The organism is Sphingomonas gei (assembly GCF_004792685.1).
Classification (GTDB): domain Bacteria; phylum Pseudomonadota; class Alphaproteobacteria; order Sphingomonadales; family Sphingomonadaceae; genus Sphingomonas; species Sphingomonas gei.
Window position 1 is genome coordinate 90,536 of sequence record NZ_SRXT01000010.1, and the last position, 22,374, is coordinate 112,909.

The 22,374-nt window shown below is 64.8% G+C and carries 15 protein-coding genes; 7 read left to right on the top strand and 8 right to left on the bottom strand.

What is annotated here, in order from left to right; all coding sequences use genetic code 11:
* Window positions 1-175: 175 nt before the first annotated feature.
* The 3 genes from E5A73_RS20770 to E5A73_RS20780 all read right to left on the bottom strand — a co-directional run bounded on the left by E5A73_RS20770 (window position 176) and on the right by E5A73_RS20780 (window position 3,163).
* On the bottom strand, window positions 176-1,210 hold the full coding sequence (locus tag E5A73_RS20770; protein WP_135965773.1) for a FecR family protein: 1,035 nt from the start codon (window positions 1,208-1,210) through the stop codon (window positions 176-178).
* 96 nt (window positions 1,211-1,306) lie between these two features.
* On the bottom strand, window positions 1,307-1,825 hold the full coding sequence (locus E5A73_RS20775; RefSeq protein ID WP_206366567.1) for a sigma-70 family RNA polymerase sigma factor: 519 nt from the start codon (window positions 1,823-1,825) through the stop codon (window positions 1,307-1,309).
* 192 nt (window positions 1,826-2,017) lie between these two features.
* Window positions 2,018-3,163: an NAD(P)/FAD-dependent oxidoreductase gene (locus tag E5A73_RS20780; RefSeq protein ID WP_135965775.1), complete on the bottom strand. Its 1,146-nt coding sequence runs from the start codon at window positions 3,161-3,163 to the stop codon at window positions 2,018-2,020.
* Between the two features lie 181 nt (window positions 3,164-3,344).
* Here E5A73_RS20780 and E5A73_RS20785 point away from each other — a divergent pair, with 181 nt between their 5' ends.
* Together E5A73_RS20785 and E5A73_RS20790 are read left to right on the top strand one after the other, a co-directional pair.
* On the top strand, window positions 3,345-5,294 hold the full coding sequence (locus E5A73_RS20785; RefSeq protein ID WP_135965776.1) for a serine hydrolase domain-containing protein: 1,950 nt from the start codon (window positions 3,345-3,347) through the stop codon (window positions 5,292-5,294).
* Window positions 5,295-5,333: 39 nt separating this feature from the next.
* Window positions 5,334-6,926, top strand: a complete 1,593-nt coding sequence (locus E5A73_RS20790; RefSeq protein ID WP_240700317.1) for an N-acyl-D-amino-acid deacylase family protein — start codon at window positions 5,334-5,336, stop codon at window positions 6,924-6,926.
* Here the strand turns inward: E5A73_RS20790 and E5A73_RS20795 are convergent, their stop codons facing one another.
* Entirely contained in the window at window positions 6,927-8,060 is a 1,134-nt protein-coding gene (locus E5A73_RS20795; RefSeq protein ID WP_240700318.1) for a YkvI family membrane protein, read from the bottom strand.
* A 248-nt stretch (window positions 8,061-8,308) separates the two neighbouring features.
* Here E5A73_RS20795 and E5A73_RS20800 point away from each other — a divergent pair, with 248 nt between their 5' ends.
* Entirely contained in the window at window positions 8,309-10,528 is a 2,220-nt protein-coding gene (locus E5A73_RS20800) for a TonB-dependent receptor (protein ID WP_135965778.1), read from the top strand.
* Between the two features lie 91 nt (window positions 10,529-10,619).
* Here the strand turns inward: E5A73_RS20800 and E5A73_RS20805 are convergent, their stop codons facing one another.
* Window positions 10,620-12,794, bottom strand: coding sequence for a TonB-dependent receptor (locus E5A73_RS20805; protein WP_135965779.1), 2,175 nt, complete (start codon window positions 12,792-12,794; stop codon window positions 10,620-10,622).
* A 270-nt stretch (window positions 12,795-13,064) separates the two neighbouring features.
* Between E5A73_RS20805 and E5A73_RS20810 the strand changes: the two genes are divergently transcribed.
* On the top strand, window positions 13,065-13,763 hold the full coding sequence (locus E5A73_RS20810; protein ID WP_135965780.1) for a helix-turn-helix domain-containing protein: 699 nt from the start codon (window positions 13,065-13,067) through the stop codon (window positions 13,761-13,763).
* On the opposite strand, the gene E5A73_RS20815 is transcribed toward E5A73_RS20810, so the two are convergent.
* From E5A73_RS20815 to E5A73_RS20825, 3 genes are read right to left on the bottom strand one after another with little or no spacing between them, the layout of a single operon-like run.
* Window positions 13,760-17,140 carry an indolepyruvate ferredoxin oxidoreductase family protein gene (locus tag E5A73_RS20815; RefSeq protein ID WP_135965781.1) on the bottom strand — a complete coding sequence of 1,127 codons (3,381 nt, stop codon included), beginning with the start codon at window positions 17,138-17,140 and terminating at the stop codon, window positions 13,760-13,762. The genes E5A73_RS20810 and E5A73_RS20815 overlap by 4 nt on opposite strands.
* Window positions 17,140-19,029, bottom strand: coding sequence for a CocE/NonD family hydrolase (locus tag E5A73_RS20820; protein WP_168356045.1), 1,890 nt, complete (start codon window positions 19,027-19,029; stop codon window positions 17,140-17,142). Before E5A73_RS20820 ends, E5A73_RS20815 begins: the two co-directional genes overlap by 1 nt.
* A gap of 8 nt (window positions 19,030-19,037) precedes the next feature.
* Window positions 19,038-19,388, bottom strand: a complete 351-nt coding sequence (locus E5A73_RS20825; RefSeq protein ID WP_135965783.1) for a RidA family protein — start codon at window positions 19,386-19,388, stop codon at window positions 19,038-19,040.
* 346 nt (window positions 19,389-19,734) lie between these two features.
* Between E5A73_RS20825 and E5A73_RS20830 the strand changes: the two genes are divergently transcribed.
* The 3 genes from E5A73_RS20830 to E5A73_RS20840 form a co-directional block, all read left to right on the top strand.
* Complete coding sequence (locus tag E5A73_RS20830; protein ID WP_135965784.1) at window positions 19,735-20,937, top strand: hypothetical protein; 1,203 nt, start codon at window positions 19,735-19,737, stop codon at window positions 20,935-20,937.
* Between the two features lie 32 nt (window positions 20,938-20,969).
* The gene (gene metK, locus E5A73_RS20835) at window positions 20,970-22,187 is read left to right on the top strand and encodes a methionine adenosyltransferase (protein WP_135965785.1); all 1,218 of its coding nucleotides are present in this window, start codon (window positions 20,970-20,972) and stop codon (window positions 22,185-22,187) included.
* 27 nt (window positions 22,188-22,214) lie between these two features.
* The coding region (locus E5A73_RS20840; RefSeq protein WP_135965786.1) for an adenosylhomocysteinase at window positions 22,215-22,374 on the top strand (160 nt) is incomplete at its 3' end.

A 22,374-nucleotide genomic window follows, 5' to 3' on the forward strand; every position in this document is an offset into this window, starting at 1 on the left:
CCGCAGAATACCTTACCCCCAAACGCACACTTTCCCCCATCCGTCTCAATTTCAAGGTTGCTCAACATGCAAATGCGAATCATTCGCATGTATCCCTATCTATTCGACGGATGGTGCCGCGAGTTTTTCGGAAGTTTTTGCGGAGGGATGCGAAAAGCGGGAGAGCCGAGCTGGCTCAGTTGGTCGAGAATATCGTGATCCAGGGCATGACGCGGGTAACGCTTGCCTGGTGCGCCTGTGCAAGGGCGCCGAGCGCCTGGTCGGGATGCCGAAGATCGTAGATGCCGGTAACCCGCCGCCGATCGAGCTCCGCCCCCCGCGCAATGATGAGGCCGCGATACCACGGCCGGATGGCGTCGATGGTCTCGCGCATCGAGCGATCGTCCGCGATGAACTGCCCCTGGGTCCAGGCGGCAATGCGGACCGGCCGGATGCTGCTTCGCCTGGGGGTGCTCTTACAGTCGAGCTTCACTGCCTGTCCGGCGGTGAGAAACTCGGCAGTGCGCTGCCCGGGACTGCAATCGACCTTCACTTGCCCGCGCCGCACGGCAACGGCAGCGCCGTCTCCCTCGGCTCGGACTTCGAAGGCAGTGCCAAGGACCGTGACCGCTGCATCCCCGGTGCTCACACGGAACGGATGAGCGGCATCATGCGCCACATCGAAAAAGGCATTGCCGCGCAGGAGCTGGACATGCCGGCGCCCCCCCGCAAAATCGACCTTGAGGGCTCCGCCAGCGGCAAGCCGGACCGTACTGCCGTCGTCCAAATGGACGGTTCTGATCTCGCCGGCCCGCGCGGTCGCGTCGGCACTCAGCACCAGTAGCAATTCGGGGCCGGCTACGATAGCGACACATGCTGCGGCAGCTGCCGAGACGCCGAGGCCCCAGCGCCGTGCCGCCTGTCGTGTACCGCGCCGCAGTCTAGCGGTTTGGCTATCGACGAGATTCTCCGATTGCGCGCGCGCCAGATCGGCCCATTCGGCGCGATGCACCGGCGGCGTCGCTACGATCGCACTGGAGACATGACGCGTCTCGGCCCATGCGGCGGCATTGTCCGGCGCGGCGTGCAACCAGGCTTCGAAACGCGCGCGCAGTTCGCGGTTGCGCGGATCGTCCTGCAGCAGGATCAGCCAATCGGTCGCCTCCCTGTCGGCCCGTTCGCGATCGGCGCCGAAGCCTCCCTTGCCAGCCGCGTCGGCCGATCCGGTCATCGCTTTTCTTTCCCCCCGTCGATCACCCTACTGGTCACGGACCCTTATCTTTTAGACGAATGGGAGTAGGATATTTTCGGACAATGCCCGCAGTAGTCATTCGGGAGGTCGCCGTCTCAGCCGCGCCCGGCATCGCTCGATCCCATCGGCCACCAAATGATGTGCAGTCGTGACCGATACGTCGAGGCGCGCTGCGATGTGCTTGAGTTTGGCGCCTGCGAAACGGTGCATCTCCACGGCGATGCGCATCCTCTCGGGCATGGCCTCCAGCGCTTCCAGCACAATACGGAGTTCTTCGCTCGAGATGAGGCGCGATTCGGCGCTTGGCTGATCGAGTGAGACCGCCGCGGCCTCGGCATCGGCGTTCTCGATGAAGTAGCGCGCCCTGAGCGCCTGGCTGCGCCGTCCGTCATATGCGAGGTTCCTCACGATCCTGTGCAGATAGCCGCGTGGTTCATCGATCGGTTGGCTCGATGCAGTCTCGGAGAAACGCAGCCACGCTTCCTGCACCACGTCTTCGGCCTCACCACGGTCGCCGACGAGGCGCGTCGCGTATCGCAGCAACTCGGTCCGGTAGGAGAGGAATTGTTCGAGGGAGTTCGCCTTCTTGGTCACGCCTCGCTGCCATTCCGTTCTGCGGGATGGCTCCTCCCCGCTTCGCGTGCGCATGACCGAACATAGGTTAATGCGAACGAGTCGCAACTATCGCACCCGCACGCGGAAGACAACCCGATGGTGCGTTCCGATCTGAATGATCCGCGCGTCCGCAAGCACAGGCGTCGAGATCGTCAATCAGCGCAAAACCAATCACGTGCGGATCGCAGCTTCCGATACGAGCCGGTCTGGGCTCATCACCGAGCGCTCGATGCCGAAGTCATCGAGATCACGCTCGCCTGCATTCCCGAGGATCAGTCCCGCCGCGATCCGGCTCGAGGCGGGCGCGGTCTGGATTCCGTAGCCACCCAGCGCCGCGAACCAGAAGAAGTCCTGCGCCTGGCGATCGAAACCAATGACTGGCGACCTGTCGGCAACGAACGAGCGCAGGCCGGCCCATTTACTGGCAATGCGGCGCACCTTGAGGGTGGTGGCCCGCTCGAGGCGATCGACCGCGATTGCGATGTCGAGTTCGTCTGGCTGCGCGTCACAAGGTTCGGCGACGGACTCGTCCGCGGGCGACAATAGCAGCATGCCTGCATCGGGTTTGAGGTAGAATTCCTCCTCGACGTCGAGCAGCATCGGCCAGGCGGAGATGTCGTGCCCGACAGGAGGGTCGATCAGGCATGCCGTGCGCTTGAGCGGCTGCAGCCCGATATCGGTCGCGCCGGCGAGCATGCCGATCTCCCCGGCCCAGGCGCCAGCGGCGTTGACGATGATCGGCGCGCGGAATTCGCCGTTCGCCGTTAGAATCCGCCAGCCCTGTGCGTCGCGCTCCAGCCCGACGATCTCCGATGCCATGGTGGCGACCCCGCCGTGCTGGCGAAACAGGCGCAGGTAACCCTGCTGGAGCTCGTTGACATCGATATCGGCCGGACTGGTGCTCAGCACCGCGGCGGACAGGACCTCACGTCGCAGGATAGGGCACAGCGCCAGTGCCGCGTCGATCGAGACAGGCTCGACATGACCGGCGGCGCGCGCAAGTTCGGTGAAGTGATCGAGCGCATCCTCCTGGCCATCCCGCGCGGTGACCAGCACGTGGCGGGGCGTCACCAGAGGCGCGGAAGCGAATCCCGCCGGCGGCGCGTAGAAGAAATCGCGGCTGGCGCGGGTGAACGCGCGGATCGTCTCATTGCCATAGGCTTCCGAAAAGATCGCCGCCGAGCGACCAGTCGAATGATAGCCCGGCTGGGCCTCCATCTCGAACAATTGGACCTTGCGGTGTGCCGCGAGATGCGAGGCGATCGACGAGCCGGCGATGCCCGCACCGATCACGGCAATATCCGGTTGAAAAGTCATCACACTCCCCCAGGCCACACGTCGTCATAGCCTCGCCTGCGCTTGTTCCTCGCTATCGGGCAAATATCAATAATAAATTTCCGTTTTAGAAAAAGATTGCACATATAGATATTCAAGCTAGATTTCGGTATAAGCTGGCCAAGGCCTTGGCCGCATAAAGGGGACAGGCGTGCGCAACTGGATGACCATGATGCTTCTGGGAGCCCTGGCCGCGGTCGGCGCGCATGCCAATGCCCCCGCACCGCCGCAGAGCCTGACCTCGCCGGCGGTGTTGCCGCGCGGGGTCGCGCCGGCGGCCGTCCCCGCCGGAACCGGCGCGCTGACTAAGACGGATGCGGATGCCTGGCTCGACGGCTTCGTGCCCTATATGCTCGGGCGCGACGACATTGCCGGCGCGGTCGTGGTGATCGTCAAGGATGGCCAGGTGCTGACCCGGCGCGGCTATGGCTATGCCGATATCGCCTCGCGCCGGAAGGTCGATCCCGAGACCACCCTGTTCCGGGTCGGCTCGACCTCGAAACTGTTCACCTGGACCGCGGTGATGCAGTTGGTCGAGCGCGGCAAGATCGACCTCGATGCCGACGTCAATCGCTATATCGATTTCCGCATTCCCGAATTCCGCGGCCAGCCGATCACGATGCGCCATCTGCTCACCCACACGCCGGGCTTCGAGGAAGTGTACAAAGGCGGGTTCAGCTATAGCGGCACGGTCACGCCGCTTGGCAGCGTGGTCAAGCAATTGCTGCCCGAACGCGTCTTCGCACCCGGCACCACGCCCGCTTATTCCAACTATGGCACGGCGCTGGCCGGCTATATCGTCGAGCGCGTATCGGGGGTTCCGTTCGAGACCTATATCGAGCGCAACATCTTTCGGCCGCTCGGCATGAGTCATTCGAGCTTCCGCCAGCCGCTGCCCCCCGCGCTCAGGCCGCTGATGGCGACGGGTTATCCCTTGGCATCGGGCGAGCCCAAGCCGTTCGAGCTGATCTCGGTCCCCCCGGCCGGCTCACTGTCGATGACGGGCGCGGACGGCGCCAGGTTCATGATCTCCCATCTCAATCGGGCAGCGGGCCTGCTCCGGCCGGCGACGGCGGCGTTGATGCACACGCCGGCCAATGGCGCGATCCCCGGCCTCAACCGTATGGCGCTGGGCTTCTACGAACAGCGCGTCAACGACACGTATTCGATCGGCCATGGCGGCGACCTGATCAACTTCCACGGCGATCTGTGGCTATTTCCGGAGCACAATGTCGGGCTGATGATCGAGATGAACAGCGCCGGCAAGGACGGCGCCACGGCATCGATCCGCGCAGCCTTGTTCGAGCAGTTCGCCGACCGCTATTTCCCCAAGGCGAACGATGCGGCGCCGGTGGAACTCCCCACCGCCAAGGTGCACGCCGCGATGCTGGCCGGCAGCTATTTCAACAGCCGCGCCGAATTCACCACCTTCCTCGATATCGGCAACTTCCTCGGCCAGTATCGGATCGGGCTCGACCAGGATGGGCGCCCGCTGGTTCCCGATATATCGGGTGGGCCGCCGCGCAAATGGATCGAAGTCGCGCCGTTCGTGTGGCAGGACGCGCATGGTCATGCCCGGCTCGGCGCGGTGGCCGAGAACGGCAGGATCGTGCGCTGGAGCGTCAACCAGATCTCGCCGTTCATGGTGTTCGATCGCGTGCCCTGGCATCGCGACGCGGCCTGGCTGATGCCGTTGCTCCTCGTATCGCTCGCGATCACTGCCATTGCCGCATTGTCCTGGCCCGCCGGCGCGATCACGCGGCGCCGCTACGGTGCGCCCTTGGCGCTGCCCCGGCGCGACCGCACCGCGCGCCGCCTGGCGCTGTTGCTGTCCTGGCTTGCCCTCGCCTCGTTCCTCGCCTGGGCATTGGTGCTCAGCCTGGTGGTAGAGGCGCTGGGCACCGCCGACTGGCCGATCTGGGCGAGCCGGATCCTCGGCGACATTGCCTTTGTCGGGCTGCCGATCGCCGCGGCATGGAACGCGGTGCGGACGTGGCAGCGCGGTTCGCCATGGCCTGACAAGGCATTCAGCATCCTGCTCGTCGCCGCGGCGCTGATCATCCTGTGGGTGGCCGCGAGCTTCCATCTCCTCGGGCTAAGTTCCCGCTTCTGATGTTCCACCCAATCCATTTTAGCTGAAAGGATCGCGCACGTGCTTCGCACTCTGCTCAAGACCAGCGTCGCTGCCGCGGCGATCACCTGCCTCGTTGGCGCCGGAAACGGACGCAGCCAGCCGAAGCGCGATGTGGACCTGCTGATCGCCCACGGCACGGTCTATGCCGGGGACGGCAATCGGCCGACGGTCACCGATATCGGCATCGTCGGCGACAGGATCGTCTTCGTCGGCGACTCCGCAAAAGCCGGCATTCAAGCCAGGAAGACGCTCGACGCGAAGGGGCTGATGGTCATGCCTGGCCTGATCGATGCCCATACGCATGCCGATGAAGAGTTGGCCTCGCCCGATTCCGCGAAGCGCCTGGTCGCGCGGCAGGTCATGCAGGGCGTCACTACCAGCATCGTCGGCGTCGACGGCGACGGCACACCCGATATCAAGGCCGCGTTCGACAGGATGGAGCAGGCCGGCATCGGCCAGAACGTCGCCGCTTATGTCGGCTTCGGCGCGATCCGCGAACGCGTACTCCGCAACGACGCGCGCGCGCCGACCCCCGCCGAACTCCAGGCGATGCAGGCGCTGGCTGCCAAGGGCATGTGCGAAGGCGCGATCGGCCTGTCGGCCGGCCTGTTCTACGCGCCGCAGAGCTTCGCCTCGACCGAGGAGGTGATCGCCGTCGCCCGCGAAGCCGGCAAGCGCGGCGGCCTTTACGACACCCACCAGCGCGACGAGGGTGACAGCTCGGTCGGCGTGATGCCCTCGCTCGAAGAGGCGCTGCGCATCAGCCGCGAGAGCGGGGCGCCGCTACACCTCGCGCACATCAAGGTCTCGGGCGGGCCGCATCCGATGGGCGACTTGGTCGATCGGATCGAGGCGGCGCGGGCCAAGGGCCAGAAGGTAACCGCCGACCAATATCCCTGGACCGCCGCCAACACCGCGCTCGATGCCGCGATCATGCCGCGCTGGGCGCAGGACGGTGGTCGGGCGGCGATGCTCGAGCGCTTCGAGGATCCCGCCGCCCTGGCGAAGATTCGCGCCGATAGCGGGCTGACGCCGGTGCTCGCCCGGGCGATCATGATCAGTGGCGCCCCCCATCAGCCGGCGATCGTCGGCAAGCGCCTTTCGGAACTAGCCGCCAATTGGGGCGTCGAGCCGATCGATGCCGCAATCCGCGTGCTCAAGGGGGACGATGCCGAGATCGTGGTGTTCGTCATGAACGAGGCCGATATCGTCCGGGCGATGACCAGGCCCTGGGTGATGAGCTCGAGCGACGGTGCCGATGGCGGCCATCCGCGCGGCTATGCGAGCTACCCGCGGCTGTGGCAGAATTATGTGGTCGCGCAGAGGGTGCTGACGCCGGTCCAGTTCGTCCATCGCTCGACGGGATTCGAAGCCGATACGTTCGGCCTGACCGCGCGCGGCTATATCCGTCTTGGCTATTTCGCCGACATCGCAGTCATCGATCCGGCCGCTTACCGTGCCAGCGCCACTTATACGGAGCCGCAACTGCTGTCGGCGGGGGTGATCGATGTCATCGTCAATGGCGGCGTCGAGGTCGAGGGCGGCAAGCCCACCGGACTGCTGTCCGGCCGGGCCCTGCGCAAGACGCCGCCGGCCGGCACCTGCCCCTGATCAGGCGGCGGGTGTTTCGGGCCCGCCGCTAAGAAGGCGGTACAGCCCGATCGTAAGCAGCGGCAGGATGTAGACGGCGAGGATGGTGTAAGCGAGCACCCGGTATCCGCTGGCGATCAGCGCGATCAGGCCGAACCGGTCCGCGGCAAAGATGCAGCCGACCAGCAGGACCGAGGCAATGATCGCCCGGGCGCGGCGCGACAGATCCGCGCCGCGCCGCGTGCGCCACACCGTCGCGATGCGCTCGTTGATCGCATGCACCGATCCGGTCCCGCTTTCGAGCAAGGCCGCGAAGATCATCAACTGGAACAGCAAGTGAAAGATCGGGATATCTAGCTGCTGCAGCATATAGTCCGAAGGCAGCGTCTCGTGGGCGATCTCCGGGTAGAAGGCGCTCATGCAGACGAAGAACAGCAAAGCCGGCAGCATCGCCAAGGGGCCGGCGATGAGCCCGGAAACCACGGCGTCGCGCCGGCTGGTCAGGTGGCGGAGCATCGGCAGGATGACCACTGCGCCAACGACATTGTAGCTCGCATAGGTTAGGCCACCGATCGCCCATCCATCGGCCGGAACGCTCAGCGCCAATTTCTCCGAGATCGGGCCGCCGAACCTGCTCAGCGCCAGCACGACGAACAGCGCATAGACGCCGTACAGCAGGAACGAGACATATTTGAACAGCCGCTCGACCGAGCTGTTGCCGAAAGTCGCGACCAGCGCGATCGCCATGGCCAGCGCCAGCGTGCCGACGATCGCCGGCATTCCCAGCACCGCGGTGCCGATAGCCCCCGCTGCCGCGCCGAACACGGCGAGGATCAGGATCACGAACAGCACATAGGCGATCTCGAAGACAATCCAGGCCGGCCCGAGCAGCCGCTCGAAGAAGCTGCGATAATCATAGGCGCCGCTGGCGCGCGCGAAAGCGAAGGTGATCGCGCACACCACGCTCCAGATCGCCATCGCCAGCACCATCGCGGCGATGCCGCCCCACGGGCCGCTGGGCATGAAGAACTCGACCAGCTCGCGGCCGGTGGCATAGCCGCCGCCGATCACCACGGCCTTGAAGGCAAAGCCGGGAAGCAGAAACCGCTGGAACCAGCTCGATCGGGTCTGCGGGGAAGCGGTGGCCATGGTCATATCGTCCCCCACAGGATGGAAAAGCATCGCGCGAGGATGCCATCGCGGCCTCTACCGCGCAACGAATTTCTAATTTCGAAAATTACGCTCTTTGGGAAACACTCGCACTCCGCTTCTCCGTAGGAGCATCGCGGAGGGCAGCACAGCTCATGCTTGCGGGCTTTATGCGAATGCTTGACAAGAGATTATTTCCATATGAGAAATTACATTCGTTTTAAGAAAATACACTTAATATCGGGGGAAGAAGGATGACGCGAGTTTCACCGAGGGGTGCCCTCCTGCTGAGCGCCGCCGCCATCGCCCTCGTGTCGGGTCAGGCCTGTGCGCAGAGCGCGGCCGCGCCTGCGAATGCGCAGGATCGCGACGACAAGGAAATCGTCGTGACCGCCACCAAGCGGCCGGAGGCGGTTCGCGACATTTCGGGTTCGGTCACTGCGCACACCGGCGAGCAGCTCGAGAAGCTCGGTGCCGACAGCATGGCAGACTATCTCACCCGCACCCCCGGCGTGGTGTTCAACCCCTCGACGCCCGGCGGCGGCAATGTCACCATTCGAGGCGTTTCCACCACCACCGGACAGGAGAGCGGCCAGGCCACCACCGGCATCTTCATCAACGACGTGCCGCTGACCGATCCGGCCTTCTCGATCGGCACGCCCGATATCGACACCTTCGACGTCGACAATGTCGCGGTGCTGCGCGGTCCCCAGGGCACCTTGTTCGGATCGTCTTCCCTAGGCGGCGCGGTCAATTACCAGGCTGCCAAACCCGATCTCGATCGCATCGGCGCACGCGGCCAGGCCACGTTGCGCGACACCCGGCAGGGCGCCACCGGCGGGGCCGGCAAGGTCATGCTCAACGCGCCGATCGTCGAGGGAAAATTGGGCGTTCGGGGCGTTTTCGTCTATCGCCGGGATGCCGGCTATTTCGACAATCTCGGCACCGGCCGGAGCGACGTGGGCCGGACCCGCACATATAGCGGCCGCATCCTCGCGACATGGCGGGCCGGCGAGTCCACCACCTTCAACTATCTCTATCTCGAGCAGCGCCAGGATACCGACGATGTCGGCTATCAGCTGCCGGGCCTGGGCGAACTGCGCAAGAGCTCGAGCCTGCCCGAACCGGCCAGCTACAGCACGCTGATCCACCAGTTGCGCCTCGACCAGGATTTATCCTTCGCGACGCTCACCGCGACTGCGACGCGCCACAAGAAAAGCTTCAGCTACACGAGCGACATGACCGAGGCGCTTAGCCCGGCCTTGTTCGGTCTCGCCCCGGTTTCGAATTTCGGTGCCGGCACCAGCAAGGGCGAGACCTTCGAGATCCGCCTTGCCTCGGCGCCCGGCGGCAGCTTCGAATATCTGTTCGGCGCGATGTACGATCGCACGGCGATGAAGCAGGGACAGAATATCTATGCTGCCGGCCTTGCCGACCTGCTCGATGTCGCCGGTCCCGGCCTCGGCCTGCCCGCCGGCGCGGGCCAGCAGCTCGCCCCGGGCGATCTACTCGTCAACGCCCAATTCCCGGCGACCGCACGCGAACTGGCGCTGTTCGGCGAGGGCAGCTACCGCCTCGGCGACCAATGGAAGGTAACGCTGGGCGGCCGGCTGTTCGAGCAGCGGCTGACCAACGCATCGGATGCCTATGGCACCTTCGTGTTGCTCACTCAGGGCAGCTACACTCAGACGACTTCGGATACGCGCAGGTTCAGTGGATTCAGCCCCAAGGCGTCGCTCACCTGGACGCCCGGCGAAGACCTGATGGTCTATGCGCTGGCCTCGAAGGGTTATCGCTTCGGCGGCTCGAACCTGATCACTTTTCCAGGGGTCCCCGCTTCCTATGACAGCGATTCGCTGTGGAATTACGAGATCGGCACGCGCGCCGATTTCCTCGATCGCAAGCTGCTGCTCGACCTGACCGGCTTCTATATCGACTGGAGCAACATCCAGCTCAAGCGCAAGGCCGCGGGAATCGATTATGCAGACAATGCCGGCGATGCGCGGATCTTCGGGGTGGAAGCAAGCGTGACGCTGCGCCCGACCCGCTGGCTCAACCTGTCGACCAATCTCACCTATCTCGACGCCAAGCTCAGCAAGACCTTCGATCCCGATCCGAGCGATCCGAGCGATACGATCTTCCCCAAGGGGACGCGTTTGCCGGGCGCGGCCAAGTGGCAGGTGTCCAACACCCTCAGCTACGATCTGGCCGACGCCGCGCTGGCGCCGTCTTTCGTGCTCGCACACCGCTATGTGTCGCGTTCGCCGAGCCAGCTCGAGGGAACGACCAGCCAGGGCGGCTATAGTCTGTTCGACGCACGCGCGGGGGTGAATTTCGGCCCGTTCGGCGCGACGGTGTTCATCGAGAATATCGGCGACAAGCGCGGCATCGCGACGAGCGCGGTCGTGCCGCCGATCCAGCAGTATATCGTGCGCCCGCGGACGATCGGGATCACGCTGGACGTGAAGCTGTAGCACTTCAGCCCTCCCCTTCGGGGGAGGCTTTCTCGCAGTCGTCCGCCCGCGGCGGCATGGGGACGGGCGTTACCCCCCGTCCCCATTCCCATCAGAACTTGAAACCCACCCGCGCTTCGATCGTGCGCGGCGACGCGAAGGCTTCGGCAACGCCGGCCGGCAGATTGTCGCCGCGATTGATGCGGTAGAGCAGGTCGGTCAGATTGCGACCGACTCCCTCGACATAGAAAGCGCCGTTCGGCGCGGTCCAGCGTAGCGTTGCATTGACGATGCCGTCCGGGGGATCGAAATTGTAAGTCGTGTCATAGGTATAGGGGAAGATCGTGGTGCTGCGGAAATTATACTCCGCCCGGCCGCTGATCGCGCCGATGCCGGGGACCGAACCGGTGTAGTTCACCCCTGCGGTCCCGCTCCATTTCGGCGCGAGCGGCAAGGGACGGTTCGACACCGGCAAGCCGGTGGTCGGTGACACATGATTGCTGACGTCGGTATCGAGATAGGCGCCGTTGAAGTCGAGCGACAGGCCGCTCCCCAATTGGGCATCGACGAACAATTCGGCACCCTTGATCTTGGCGCGGGCGTCGTTGGTCACGCCGACGACGACGCTGTTCAACTGCACGATCGCAGTGCGCAACTGGATGCCGCGATAATCCATGTAGAAGGCAGACAGGTTGAGCGTGATGCGGCGGTCGAGGAACTGGCTCTTCACGCCGGCCTCGTAGGACCAGATGTCCTCGGGGCCGAACACCGGGCGGCCGATCGTGTCCTGGCTGTTGATGCCGCCATTCTTATAGCCTTGCGTAGCGCCGACATAGACCATGACATTCGCGTCCGGCTTCCATTGCAGCTGGAGGCTCGGGGTGAACTTGTCGCCCGAGGTGGCGATGTCGAGCGGGGTGATGGTCAGCGCGAAGGTCTGGGCGGGCGCCCGGGTTCCGCGCTTCCAGTCGTGCGAATAGCGCGCGCCGGCGATCAGCGAGACCTGGTCGCCCAGATGATAGGTCAGCTGGCCAAAACCGGCCACCGAGCGCGATTTGGCGGTGGTACGGAGCAATGCCGCGGACTGATAATCGACCGCGGGGATCGCTGCGAGGTTGAAGCCGTAATCGAGGAACTCGCGGCCCTCGTCACCATAAAGGAACAGGCCGGCGAGCCATTCGAGCTGCGACGCACCTTTGCTGAACAGCTGCAATTCCTGCGAATAGGAACGATAGACTTGGCTGGTGATCTGCCGTTCGATCGGCAGCCCGGTGCCGTCGGTGTCCTGGCTGTCGCGGTCTCCATAGAAGGTGTAGCCGGTGATCGAGCGCAGGCCGACCGCGCCAAGAGCCCAGTCGAGATTGAGCCCGACGACATCGCCCTTGCGCAGCGAGTGCGTCGGATAATCGACTCGGATATGGCGGGGATCGACGCGCTGATATTCCGGCGGGACCAGCACGGCATAACTGTCGTCCGGGTCCGATCCGATGCTCGGATCGAGCGAACCGCCATAGCCGAGGCCGCTCTTGTCGTAGGAATGCTGCCAGAACAGCATCGCCTTGATATCAGCAGACGGGGTCAGCACGGCGGTGGCGCGGAAACCGCGATAATTGGTATCGTCGAGGCGCTTTCCGTCGATCAGATTATGCGTGTAGCCGTCGTCCCGGGCGTACACGCCGGCGATACGAACGGCGATGAGATCGTTGCCGGCCGATACCGCGGCCTGGGCGCGGCGCATCCCGAACGAACCGCCGCCGACATAGCCTTCGGCCACAAAGCCGCTGATCGGCTCGGCGCTGATGACGTTGATCGCACCGCCCGTGGCGTTGCGCCCATACAGCGTGCCTTGCGGCCCTTTCAGCACTTCGACGCGGGCGATGTCATAAAGCTGGCCGAGCACGCTGCCGGCACGCGGCAGATAGACGCCGTTGAGACTGGCGGCGTTCGACGGGTCGGCGCCGATACTGCGGATGTTGTTGCCGATGCCACGGATCGCGACGTTCACTTCGCGATCGGTGATCGCGATCGAGAGATTGGGTGTCTTGCTCTGGATGTCGAACGCGCTGGTGATGCCCGAGCGTTGCAATGCCTGAGCAGAGAAGACGTTGAGCGTCGAGGGGATGCTCTGCGCGGTTTCCTCGCGGTGGCGCGCGGTGACGACGATATCGCCTTCATGGTCGTCGGCTGCCGACTGGTCGACCGCCGCATCAGTGGATTGGGCTGCCGCCGGCATGGCGCTCGCCAGGGCGATTACGCTGGCTACGAAAGTCAGTTTTGCGTTCCGCATGTCGCTTCCCCCTTTTGTCGTGCTCCCGGCCACGCCGCCGCAGCCCGGCCGGCCGCAGGGCACCGTCCGCCCTTATCTGGCGTCGACAGGGCCGACGATTGAATGCGCAAGAATGACGAATTACGCAACTATAATTACATTATGGAAATATATTTCTTAGATAGAAATATAACAGCACTCATTCGGGTTGGGCGTCTCTTTTCGGTCGAAATCGAAAATCACCTTGGTCGGCAGTGCCGGGCGCGCTAGTTTCTCCGGACAGGAGATTTGATGGCTGGCGATTTTTCCAAGGGCAGGATCCAGGCGAGGCCCGGTGCGGCGTTGAAGGCATTGCGTTCGGAGCGCGGGCTGACGCTTGCCGATGTGAGCGGCCTGACCGGCATGAACGTCTCGACGCTGTCGAAGATCGAGAACGGCAAGGTCGCGCTGACGCTCGACAAGCTGCTGCGCATCAGCGACGGGCTCGGCGTCGACATGACCGAATTGTTCGGGCCGGGACCGAAGGATGCGCCCAAATTGGAGGGCGCGACCCGCCGCAGCATCACCCGCGCCGGCGAGGGCCGTGCGATCGAAATGCCGCGCGGCAATTATCTCTATGTGGCTTCGGAGCTGCTCAACAAGCGGATCACCCCGATCATCGGCGATGTCTTCGCCCGCGACATCGCCGAATATGGCGAGCTGATGCGCCACGCCGGCGAGGAATATGTCTATGTCCTCGAAGGCACGCTCGAACTGCATACCGAACTCTACACCCCCGCGCGGCTGGAAAAGGGCGATTCGGTCTATTTCGACAGCCAGATGGGCCACGCCTATATCGCGGTGGGCGACGCGCCGTGCCGGATATTGTCGATCTGCGCGACGTCGGAGGCGCATATGGTCGAGGCGCACGCGAACGTCGCCGAGGCAGAGCATGTCAGCAACGTCGCCGCGCGCACCAAGCGGCTCGCCAACGCCGGACAGGGCGCTTAGCCCCTAAGTTCGGCAAGCAGCGCCTCGGCCGCCGGCGCCTTGACGTGACCGAAGCCGCGCACCGCGAGCGGCGCCCGGGCGATACGAACGGCATCGGCGAGGGTGTCAGGCGCCAGCGCCGCGCACAGCGCCTCGACCCGGGCCAGATAGGCATCGCGGAGATCGCGTTCGAGCCGGCGTTCGGCGGTGCGGCCGAACGGATCGAATAGGGTCTCGCGCAGCGGCTTGAGCGCGGCGAGCAGCGACAGCAACGGGAAGATCCACGCGCCGAAACTGCGCTTGCGCGGATGGCCGGTGCGCGGATCGATGCGGGAAAGGATCGGCGGCGCGAGGTGGACCTTGAGCGCGCGCGTTCCTTCGAACTCGCCCTCGAGCGCGGCGCGGAAGCGGCCGTCGGTGTAGAGGCGGCCGACTTCATATTCGTCCTTGTACGCCATCAGCTTGAAGGCGGAGCGGGCGGTAGCCCAGGCGAAATCCTCGCCGCCGGGGACCGTGTCGCTCGCGGTGCGGATCCTGGCCATGAGATCGTCGAAGCGGCGGGCGTAGCGCGCGTTCCAATATTGCGTCAGGTCTTCGCTGCGGCGCTGGAGGAAGGCATCCAGCGTTTCCGCTGCCACTTCGGGTTCGGGCACTTCGAGCGCGGCGCGGCGGCCGGCTTCGAACGCCGCGAGGTTGCTTGCCACCGCGCGCTTGTTGAGCTCGATCGCCTTGACGATCGCCGCGCGCGACAGCGGGACGCCACCGCGCTGCCAGGCGAAGCCGAGCAGGATCATGTTGGCGCCGATCGAATCGCCGAACAGCCTCGTCGCTAGCTGGCTGGCATGCAGCGTCGCGGGCGGTTCGCCGGCAGCGGCAGTCAGCGGGGCGAGCAACGCCGCCGGATCGATCGCCGCGTCGCGGTTCGTCTGGAAGGTGGCGGTGGCGCTGGTATCGCTATTGCCGATCACCAGACTGCCCTCGGCGATCGTCGACAGCACTTCGGGGTGCACTGCGGCGATGAGGTCGCAGCCGAGCACCAGATCGGCCTCGCGTGTGCCGATCTTGGCCGAGACCACTGCCGCGGGATCGCGGCGCAGGCGGACATGGCTGAACACCGCCCCGCCCTTCTGGCTGAGGCCGGTCATGTCGAACAGATTGGCGTGGAGGCCGTCGATCTGCGCGGCCATCCCCAGCACCGCGCCGATCGTCACCACGCCGGTGCCGCCGATGCCGGCGATCATCATGTCGAAATGGTCGGCGGCGACGCGGAAGATCGGATCGGGCAAAGCGGCGTCCGCGCCCGCGGTTTCGCGCGGTGCCTTGCGGGGTTTTCCGCCTTCGACCGTCACGAAGGATGGGCAGAAGCCGGCTACGCACGAAAAATCCTTGTTGCACGCCGACTGGTCGATCCTGCGCTTGCGGCCTAGTTCGGTCTCGAGCGGCTGGATCGCCAGGCAGTTCGACACGGTCGAGCAGTCGCCGCATCCTTCGCAGACGAGCGCGTTGATGAAGGTGCGCCGGTCGGGATCGGGAAAGGCGCCGATCTTGCGCCGGCGGCGCTTCTCCGCGGCGCAGACCTGATCGTAGATCAGGACGGTGACGCCGGGCACTTCGCGCAGCGCTTTCTGGGCGAGCGCAAGCTCGTCGCGGTGGCGGAGCTCGGTGCCGCGCGGCAGCGGTTCTTCGGCAAATCGATCCGGGTCTTCCGACAGCACGACGATGCGCTCGACACCCTCGGCCCGCACCTGCTCGACGATGCGCGCGACGGTGAGATCGCCTTCGACCGGCTGCCCGCCGGTCATCGCCACGGCGTCGTTGAACAGGATCTTGTAGGTGATCGTGGTGCCGGCACGCACTGCGGCGCGGATCGCCAGCGATCCCGAATGATTATAGGTGCCGTCGCCCAAATTCTGGAAGATGTGCTGCGTATCGGTAAAGGCGGACAGGCCGATCCAGTTTGCGCCCTCGGCGCCCATATGGCCCATCGGGATCGGATTGCGCTCGGGGTGGAACAGCGCCATCGAATGACAGCCGATCCCGGTCGCGCCGAACGAGCCGTGCGGCACCTTGGTCGAGAGATTGTGGGGGCAGCCGGGGCAGAAGGCCGGCCGTCGCGCGGCGACGGGCAGTTGCGGTCGAACGTCGGCAAAACGTGCGCGCAGCGTGCCGGCGGCCTCGGCAAATGCGGGAACCTGCTTGGCGATGCCCGGAAAGTTCGCATCGAGTCGTTCGGCCAAAGCCAGCGCGACGATCGTCGCGTCGAGCGGCATGTCCTCCGGCAGCAGCGCGCTGCCATCGGGCTTGCGCTTGCCGGTGATCCGCGGCCGGCGCTCGAGCGCATAGAGCTGGGCCATGGCCTGGGTCTCGGCGTGCGGGCGCTTCTCCTCGACGAAACAGATTTCGCGCGCCTGGGCCGCGGCGTCCTGCAATCCGGCGGGATCGAGCGGGTAGAGCAACGCAATCTTGTAGACGCCGATGCCGAGCCGCCGAGCCGCGGCGTCGTCGATGCCGAGCAGGTCCAGTGCCGCGATCACGTCGGGATAGGCCTTGCCCGCGGTCCCGATCAGGAATTCGGGCTGTTCGGCGCCGAGAGCGATGCGATCGAGCCGATTGGCTCGGGCAAAGGCGGCCGCCATCGGCAGCTTGTGCCGCACCAGCCGTGCATCTTGTCGCTGCGTCGCCATCACTTCCGGGCGGATGTGGACGCCGCCCTCGACTTCGGACGCCTCGGGCAGGACGAAGTCCGGCGGCGGCAGGAGATCGACCGCCTCGGTGGCCTCCGCGGTCTCGTTCACGAGCTTGAGCCCCACTAAAAGCCCCGAATGGCGAGACATGGCGATCGCGGCGAGCCCCATCTGCAGAATCTCGGTGACATTGCTGGGATAGAGCGTCGGAACGCCCCAACTGGCCAGCGTCAGGTCGCTCTGATGCGCGGTGGTCGAGGACTTGCCGGTATGGTCGTCGCCATAGATCAGGACGACGCCGCCCTGGGGCGAGACGCCGTGGAGATTCGCGTGCTTGATCGCGTCGCCCGAGCGATCGACCCCCGGCCCCTTGCCATACCAGAGCGCGAAGACGCCATCGACCCTCTTGCCGGGGATGAAATCGATCTGCTGCGTGCCGGCGACCGCCGTGAGCGCCAGATCCTCGTTGACGCCGGGATGGAAGACGATCCCGCTTTCCGCCAGTGCGTCTGCGGCTTTCCACAACGCGTCGTCATAGCCGCCGAGCGGCGACCCGCGATAGCCGCTGATATAGCCGGCGGTGTTGAGGCCCTGGCGGCGGTCGAGCGCGCGCTGCACGATCGGCAGGCGCACCAGCGCCTGCGCGCCGCTGATCAGGACGCGGCCGGCATCGAGTCGGTAGCGGTTCTCGAGGCAGATTGCATCGGTGGACATCAGCGCCTCGGCAAATCGGCGGCGGCCAGGTCCAGCCAGATCGCCGAAGGCTGCCTGGGCGTGTGGAAGACCTTGTGGGTCTGCGCCTTGAAGGTCTCGGGCGCGGCCCTGTAGATATTGGGTTGGAAGGCCTGCGGGTTGCGGTCGATCAGCGGGAACCAGCTGCTTTGGACCTGCACGGCGATGCGATGGCCCTTCTTGAAGAGGTGCGAAGCGGAATGCAGGTCGATCGCATAATCGAGCACCTGGTTGGGCACGATCGCCTGCGGCCTTTCGAAGCCCTGGCGATAACGGCCGCGGAATACGTCGTTGGCGATCATCCACTGGCGCCCGCGCACCTCGGCCGGGGTGGCCGCGTCGCTCGGGAAGACGTCGATCAGCTTGACTACCCAATCGGCATCGCTGCCGGTTGTGCTCGCGAAAAGCTTGGCGAGGATATCGCCGCGCACGGTAATGTCCTCGCTCAGGATATCGGTCTGCCAGACGAGGACGTCGTCGCGCTTGGCGAACGGCGCCTGATCGTCGGAAAGCCAGGTCGCCCACTCGGCATTGCCCGAGATCACTCCGGCGATCGGCCGCTGCCGATAGGGAATTGGATTGGCGGGATCTGACACGAACTGCGCGGACGGCGCTTCGCTGGCGGCGGGCGGATCAAACGACAGCCGGCCGTTGGCGTGGAAATAGAGCGCCCGTTTCGAGACGCCTTCCCTGGATGGCCAGGACTTGTAGCTGCGCCACTGGTTGCTGCCGGTCTCGAAGATCATCGCCTCCGGCTGGCCGAGCGGTGCGTCGCCCTTCAGCCAGTGCCGGAACCACGGCGTCTCGATCTTCTGGCGATAGTGCGTCGCGGTGTCGCTGCCGAGGTCGAAGGGACCGAAGCGATCCCAGCTCGGCCGCGTCCAGCCGCCATGGTTCCACGGGCCGACGACGAGGAAATTGCGACCCTTGGCGTCGCCCTTTTCCTGGTTCCTGTAGATCGTCATCGCGCCGTAAAAATCTTCCTGGTCCCACCATCCGGCGACGATCAGGTTCGGCACCGCGACCTTGGCGGGCATCCGGCGCGAGGTGACGTTGCTCTTCCAGAAGGCGTCGTAGTCGGGGTGCTCGGCAAAATTCTGCCAGGTGGGCAGCGGCTTCCCGAACACCTTGGTATCCAGCGACGACAATTGTCCCTGTTTGAGGAACCAGCTGTACGGGTCTTCCTTGAAGTCGAAAGTGGTCAGACCACCCTTCTCGGCTTCCAGGAAAGTCGCGAATTCCCAGCCATATTGCAGCCGGAACGCACCATTGTGATGGAAATCGTCATTGACGAACATGTCCTCGGGCGACGCCTGCACCGAAATCGCCTTGAGCGCGGGGTGGGGGTCGACGGTCGACATTGCCGTCGTCCACCCCGGATAGGAGACGCCGAACATCCCGACCGCGCCGTTGTTGCGCGGTAGCTTCTTGGTCAGCCAGTCGATGCTGTCGTAAATGTCGGTCGATTGATCGATCTCTTTCGGCGAACTGGCCTTGGGCTGGAGCATGACGAAATTGCCCTCGGAGCCGAAACGGCCGCGGACATCCTCGAGCACGAAGATGAAGCCATCCTTGGCGAGATCGCTGAATGCGCCGCCAAACAGCTTGAGGACATGTTCGGGATCGAAGCCGTAGGGCGAAACCTGGAGCAGGATCGGCAGAAGGCCGGTCCGCGCCCTGGGCCGCCACACCTGGGCGTGCATCTTCGCCCCATCGCGCATCGGGATGCTGACGGTTTCGCCGACATAGTCGCCAATCTGGCCGTTTCGGGCGAGCGGCGAGGCCTGCTGGGCGATCACGGGCGTCGACGTCGCCAGACACAAAGCCAGGCTGGCCAGCAATGTGCGCGAAGTGCGGAGCAGCGCGTGCATCATCCGCCTCACTGCGCCGGGCGCTGCGCGACGACCTCGATCTCGACCAAAGCCTGCGGCAGGATGAGATCGCTCACCACCGTTGACCGCGCCGGCGCATGGTTGCCGAACGCATCGGCATAGGCCTGGTTGAAGCCGGCAAAGTCCGCCGCATCCTTCAGCCACACCGTCGCCTTGACGACCTGGTCGAGGGTGAGTCCGGCCTGTGCCAGCACCTGCGCGATGTTGCGCATCGTCTGGGCCGTCTGCCCCTCGATATCGGGTGCCGATATCACCCGGTTCTCGTCGAAGGGGAGCTGGCCGGACAGGAAGACCAGCGATCCGCTATCGGTCCAGAGCGCGAGATGCGGTGCCGCCATTCGATGTCCCCTCGAGCATTTGATGCCGAGCCATGTCTAGCAGCAATTGCTATATTGGAAACTATTTTCTTATGGAGAAATTTGCAAGCGAGAGCTGTGCCAAAAAAGGCGGTGTGTTGGATTGTGTCATTGCCGCCCTCCTTTCGTGTGCGAGGCGGCGCGGGAAGCGCGATGCGGCGCGACAAGGCGGCGGAGACCCCATGCGCGGCCGCAAAAGTGGGAAGCTGCCCACCCCCAAGCGTGGGAGCGATTGTGGTTTATCGACGCTCTCGCTCGGAACAACACCGCCCCAAGGAGCGCACCGGCATATCGCCGGAGACGCCCAGGAAAATGAAGAGGATCCTCAATGGCGACAGTCAGCGCGAAACGCGACGCGGATACAATCGTGTCGCCGGAGCCCGAAGGTCAGAGCTCCGAACAGAATTTCAGATTCTACGACAATCGCCAAAAATATCTGATGTTCGTCAACACCTGTTCCGAAAAATGGGTGGTCGCGGAGCGGGTGGCCCGTGAGCTCAAGAAGCTCAAGCCGGTGCCGCCCGCAGTGCGCTTCTTCGACGCCGGCATGGGCGATGGCACGGTGCTGGCCCGCGTTATGCGCTCGATGCATGAGGCCTATCCGCGCTTCCCATTCCTGATCGCGGGCAAGGAGATCAGCCTCGAAGACGTCCGCCTGACGCTCGACAAGATGCCCGACCGCTTCTTCGAGCACCCGGAGACAGTACTGGCGCTGACCAACATCTCCTATGCCGAAGCGCCCAGTCTGATGCCGGCGAAGCCCGAAGCGCGGGCGAGGATGACGTGGAAGGCGGTGCCGCTGAAGGGCACGACCACCGCCGAGTTCGAGCGCCAGATCCTCGAGCTGCAGCCGTTCCTCGCGCAGAACTGGCGGACGAGGGTTTCCGAGAAGACCGGCAGCCTTGTTCCCGAAACGCCGACGACCTTGATCCTCTATCGCGAGGATTGCGCGTTCATGCTGGCCGATGTCATCCCGCAAAAAGGCGCGCCGGTAGCGGATTACGACCTGGTCATCGCCAGCCAGCCGTTTCGGCTGAGCGCGGCGACCGAGTTCAAGGCAAAACGCGTACTGGCGCCGCTGGCGCGGTCGCTGCGCCCGGACGGCCGGCTGCTCGGCATCCATTCGGCCGGCAATGATCCGGGGCTCGAGATCGTCCAGATCGTGTGGCCGGGCGAAGATCCGTTCACCACGTCGCGCCATGCCCTGCTCGAAGCGACCAGGCAGGCGATGGGCGACGAAGCCGCCGATTTCCACTTCGATGCGCTGCCCAGTTCGGAGGCGTTGTTCCGCTACGAGATGCACACCCTGCCGGACGAGCTCGACAGCGAGCGCGCGACGATCGGCACCTCGACCCTGCTCGCCGCCTGGAATGCCGCGACCTATGTCGCGCAGATCGACGACGAACGGCTCGGCGGAGCGATGACCAATCCCGCTTATCTCGAGGCGACCCGCAAGGTGCTCCGCAAGAATGGCGAGCTTTGGTTCAACGACGAAAGCTACGTGATCAGCCGCAATTCCAGCGCGGCCTGACCCGCCAAATCCATCGACAGAGAGGGAGCCCCATGGCCCGCGACAATCATCTATTCACGTCTGAATCGGTCTCAGAAGGCCATCCCGACAAGGTTTCCGACCAGATTTCCGACGCGATCGTCGATCTGTTTCTCGCCAAGGACCCCGAGGCGCGGATCGGCTGCGAGACGCTCACCACGACCCAGCTCGTCGTCCTCGCCGGCGAAATCCGCGGCAAGGGCATCATGGACGAATCGGGCAATTGGGCGCCGGGGGTGCGGGAAGAAGTCGAGAAGACCGTCCGCGATACCGTCAAGCGCATCGGCTACGAGCAGGACGGCTTCCATTGGGAGACCCTGCGTTTCGAGAACAATCTGCATCCGCAATCGGCGCATATCGCCCAGGGCGTCGACGCATCCGACGACAAGGACGAAGGCGCCGGCGATCAGGGCATGATGTTCGGCTTCGCGTGCGACGAAACGCCCGACCTGATGCCGGCGACGCTCCATTACTCGCACCGCATCCTTCATCGCATGGCCGCGGATCGTCACTCTGGCGCGGCGCCTTTCCTCGAGCCCGATGCCAAGAGCCAAGTCACCTTACGCTTCGAAAACGGCAAGCCGGTCGCGGCGACTGCCATCGTCGTCTCGACCCAGCACGCCACGGGCTATGACGCGGGTGCCAAGCAGGACGAACTCCATGCCTATGTGAAGAAGGTGGTTGCCGATCTGCTGCCCGCCGAACTGCTTTCGGACGAGACGGTCTACCATATCAACCCGACCGGCAGCTTCGAGATCGGCGGCCCTGACGGCGATGCCGGCCTGACCGGCCGCAAGATCATCGTCGACACCTATGGCGGCGCCGCGCCGCATGGCGGCGGGGCATTCAGCGGCAAGGACCCGACCAAGGTCGACCGCTCGGCGGCGTACATCACGCGCTATCTCGCCAAGAACATCGTCGCGGCGAAGCTCGCCACCAAGTGCACGATCCAGCTGTCTTATGCGATCGGCGTCGCCGAACCGCTGTCCCTCTATGTCGATACCCACGGCACCGGCGTGGTCGGCGACGACAAGATCGAGGCGGCGATCCAGCGCATCGAGAAGCTGGGCAGGATGACTCCGCGCGGCATCCGCACGCATCTTGGTCTCAACAAGCCGATCTATGCGCGCACTGCGGCTTATGGCCATTTCGGCCGCGACCCCGAGGGCGATTTCTTCCCTTGGGAGCGGATCGACCTGGTCGACGATCTCAAGGCCGCCCTGGCCGCCTGAACCCCCATTTTTTCAAGGAATAGATCCATGGCCACTGTGCTGGACAAGACCGACTATGTAGTAGCCGACATCGAACTCGCCGCTTTCGGCCGCAAGGAAATCGAAATCGCCGAGACCGAGATGCCTGGGCTGATGAGCCTGCGCGAGGAGTTCGGCGCGGCGCAGCCCTTGAAGGGCGCGCGGATCA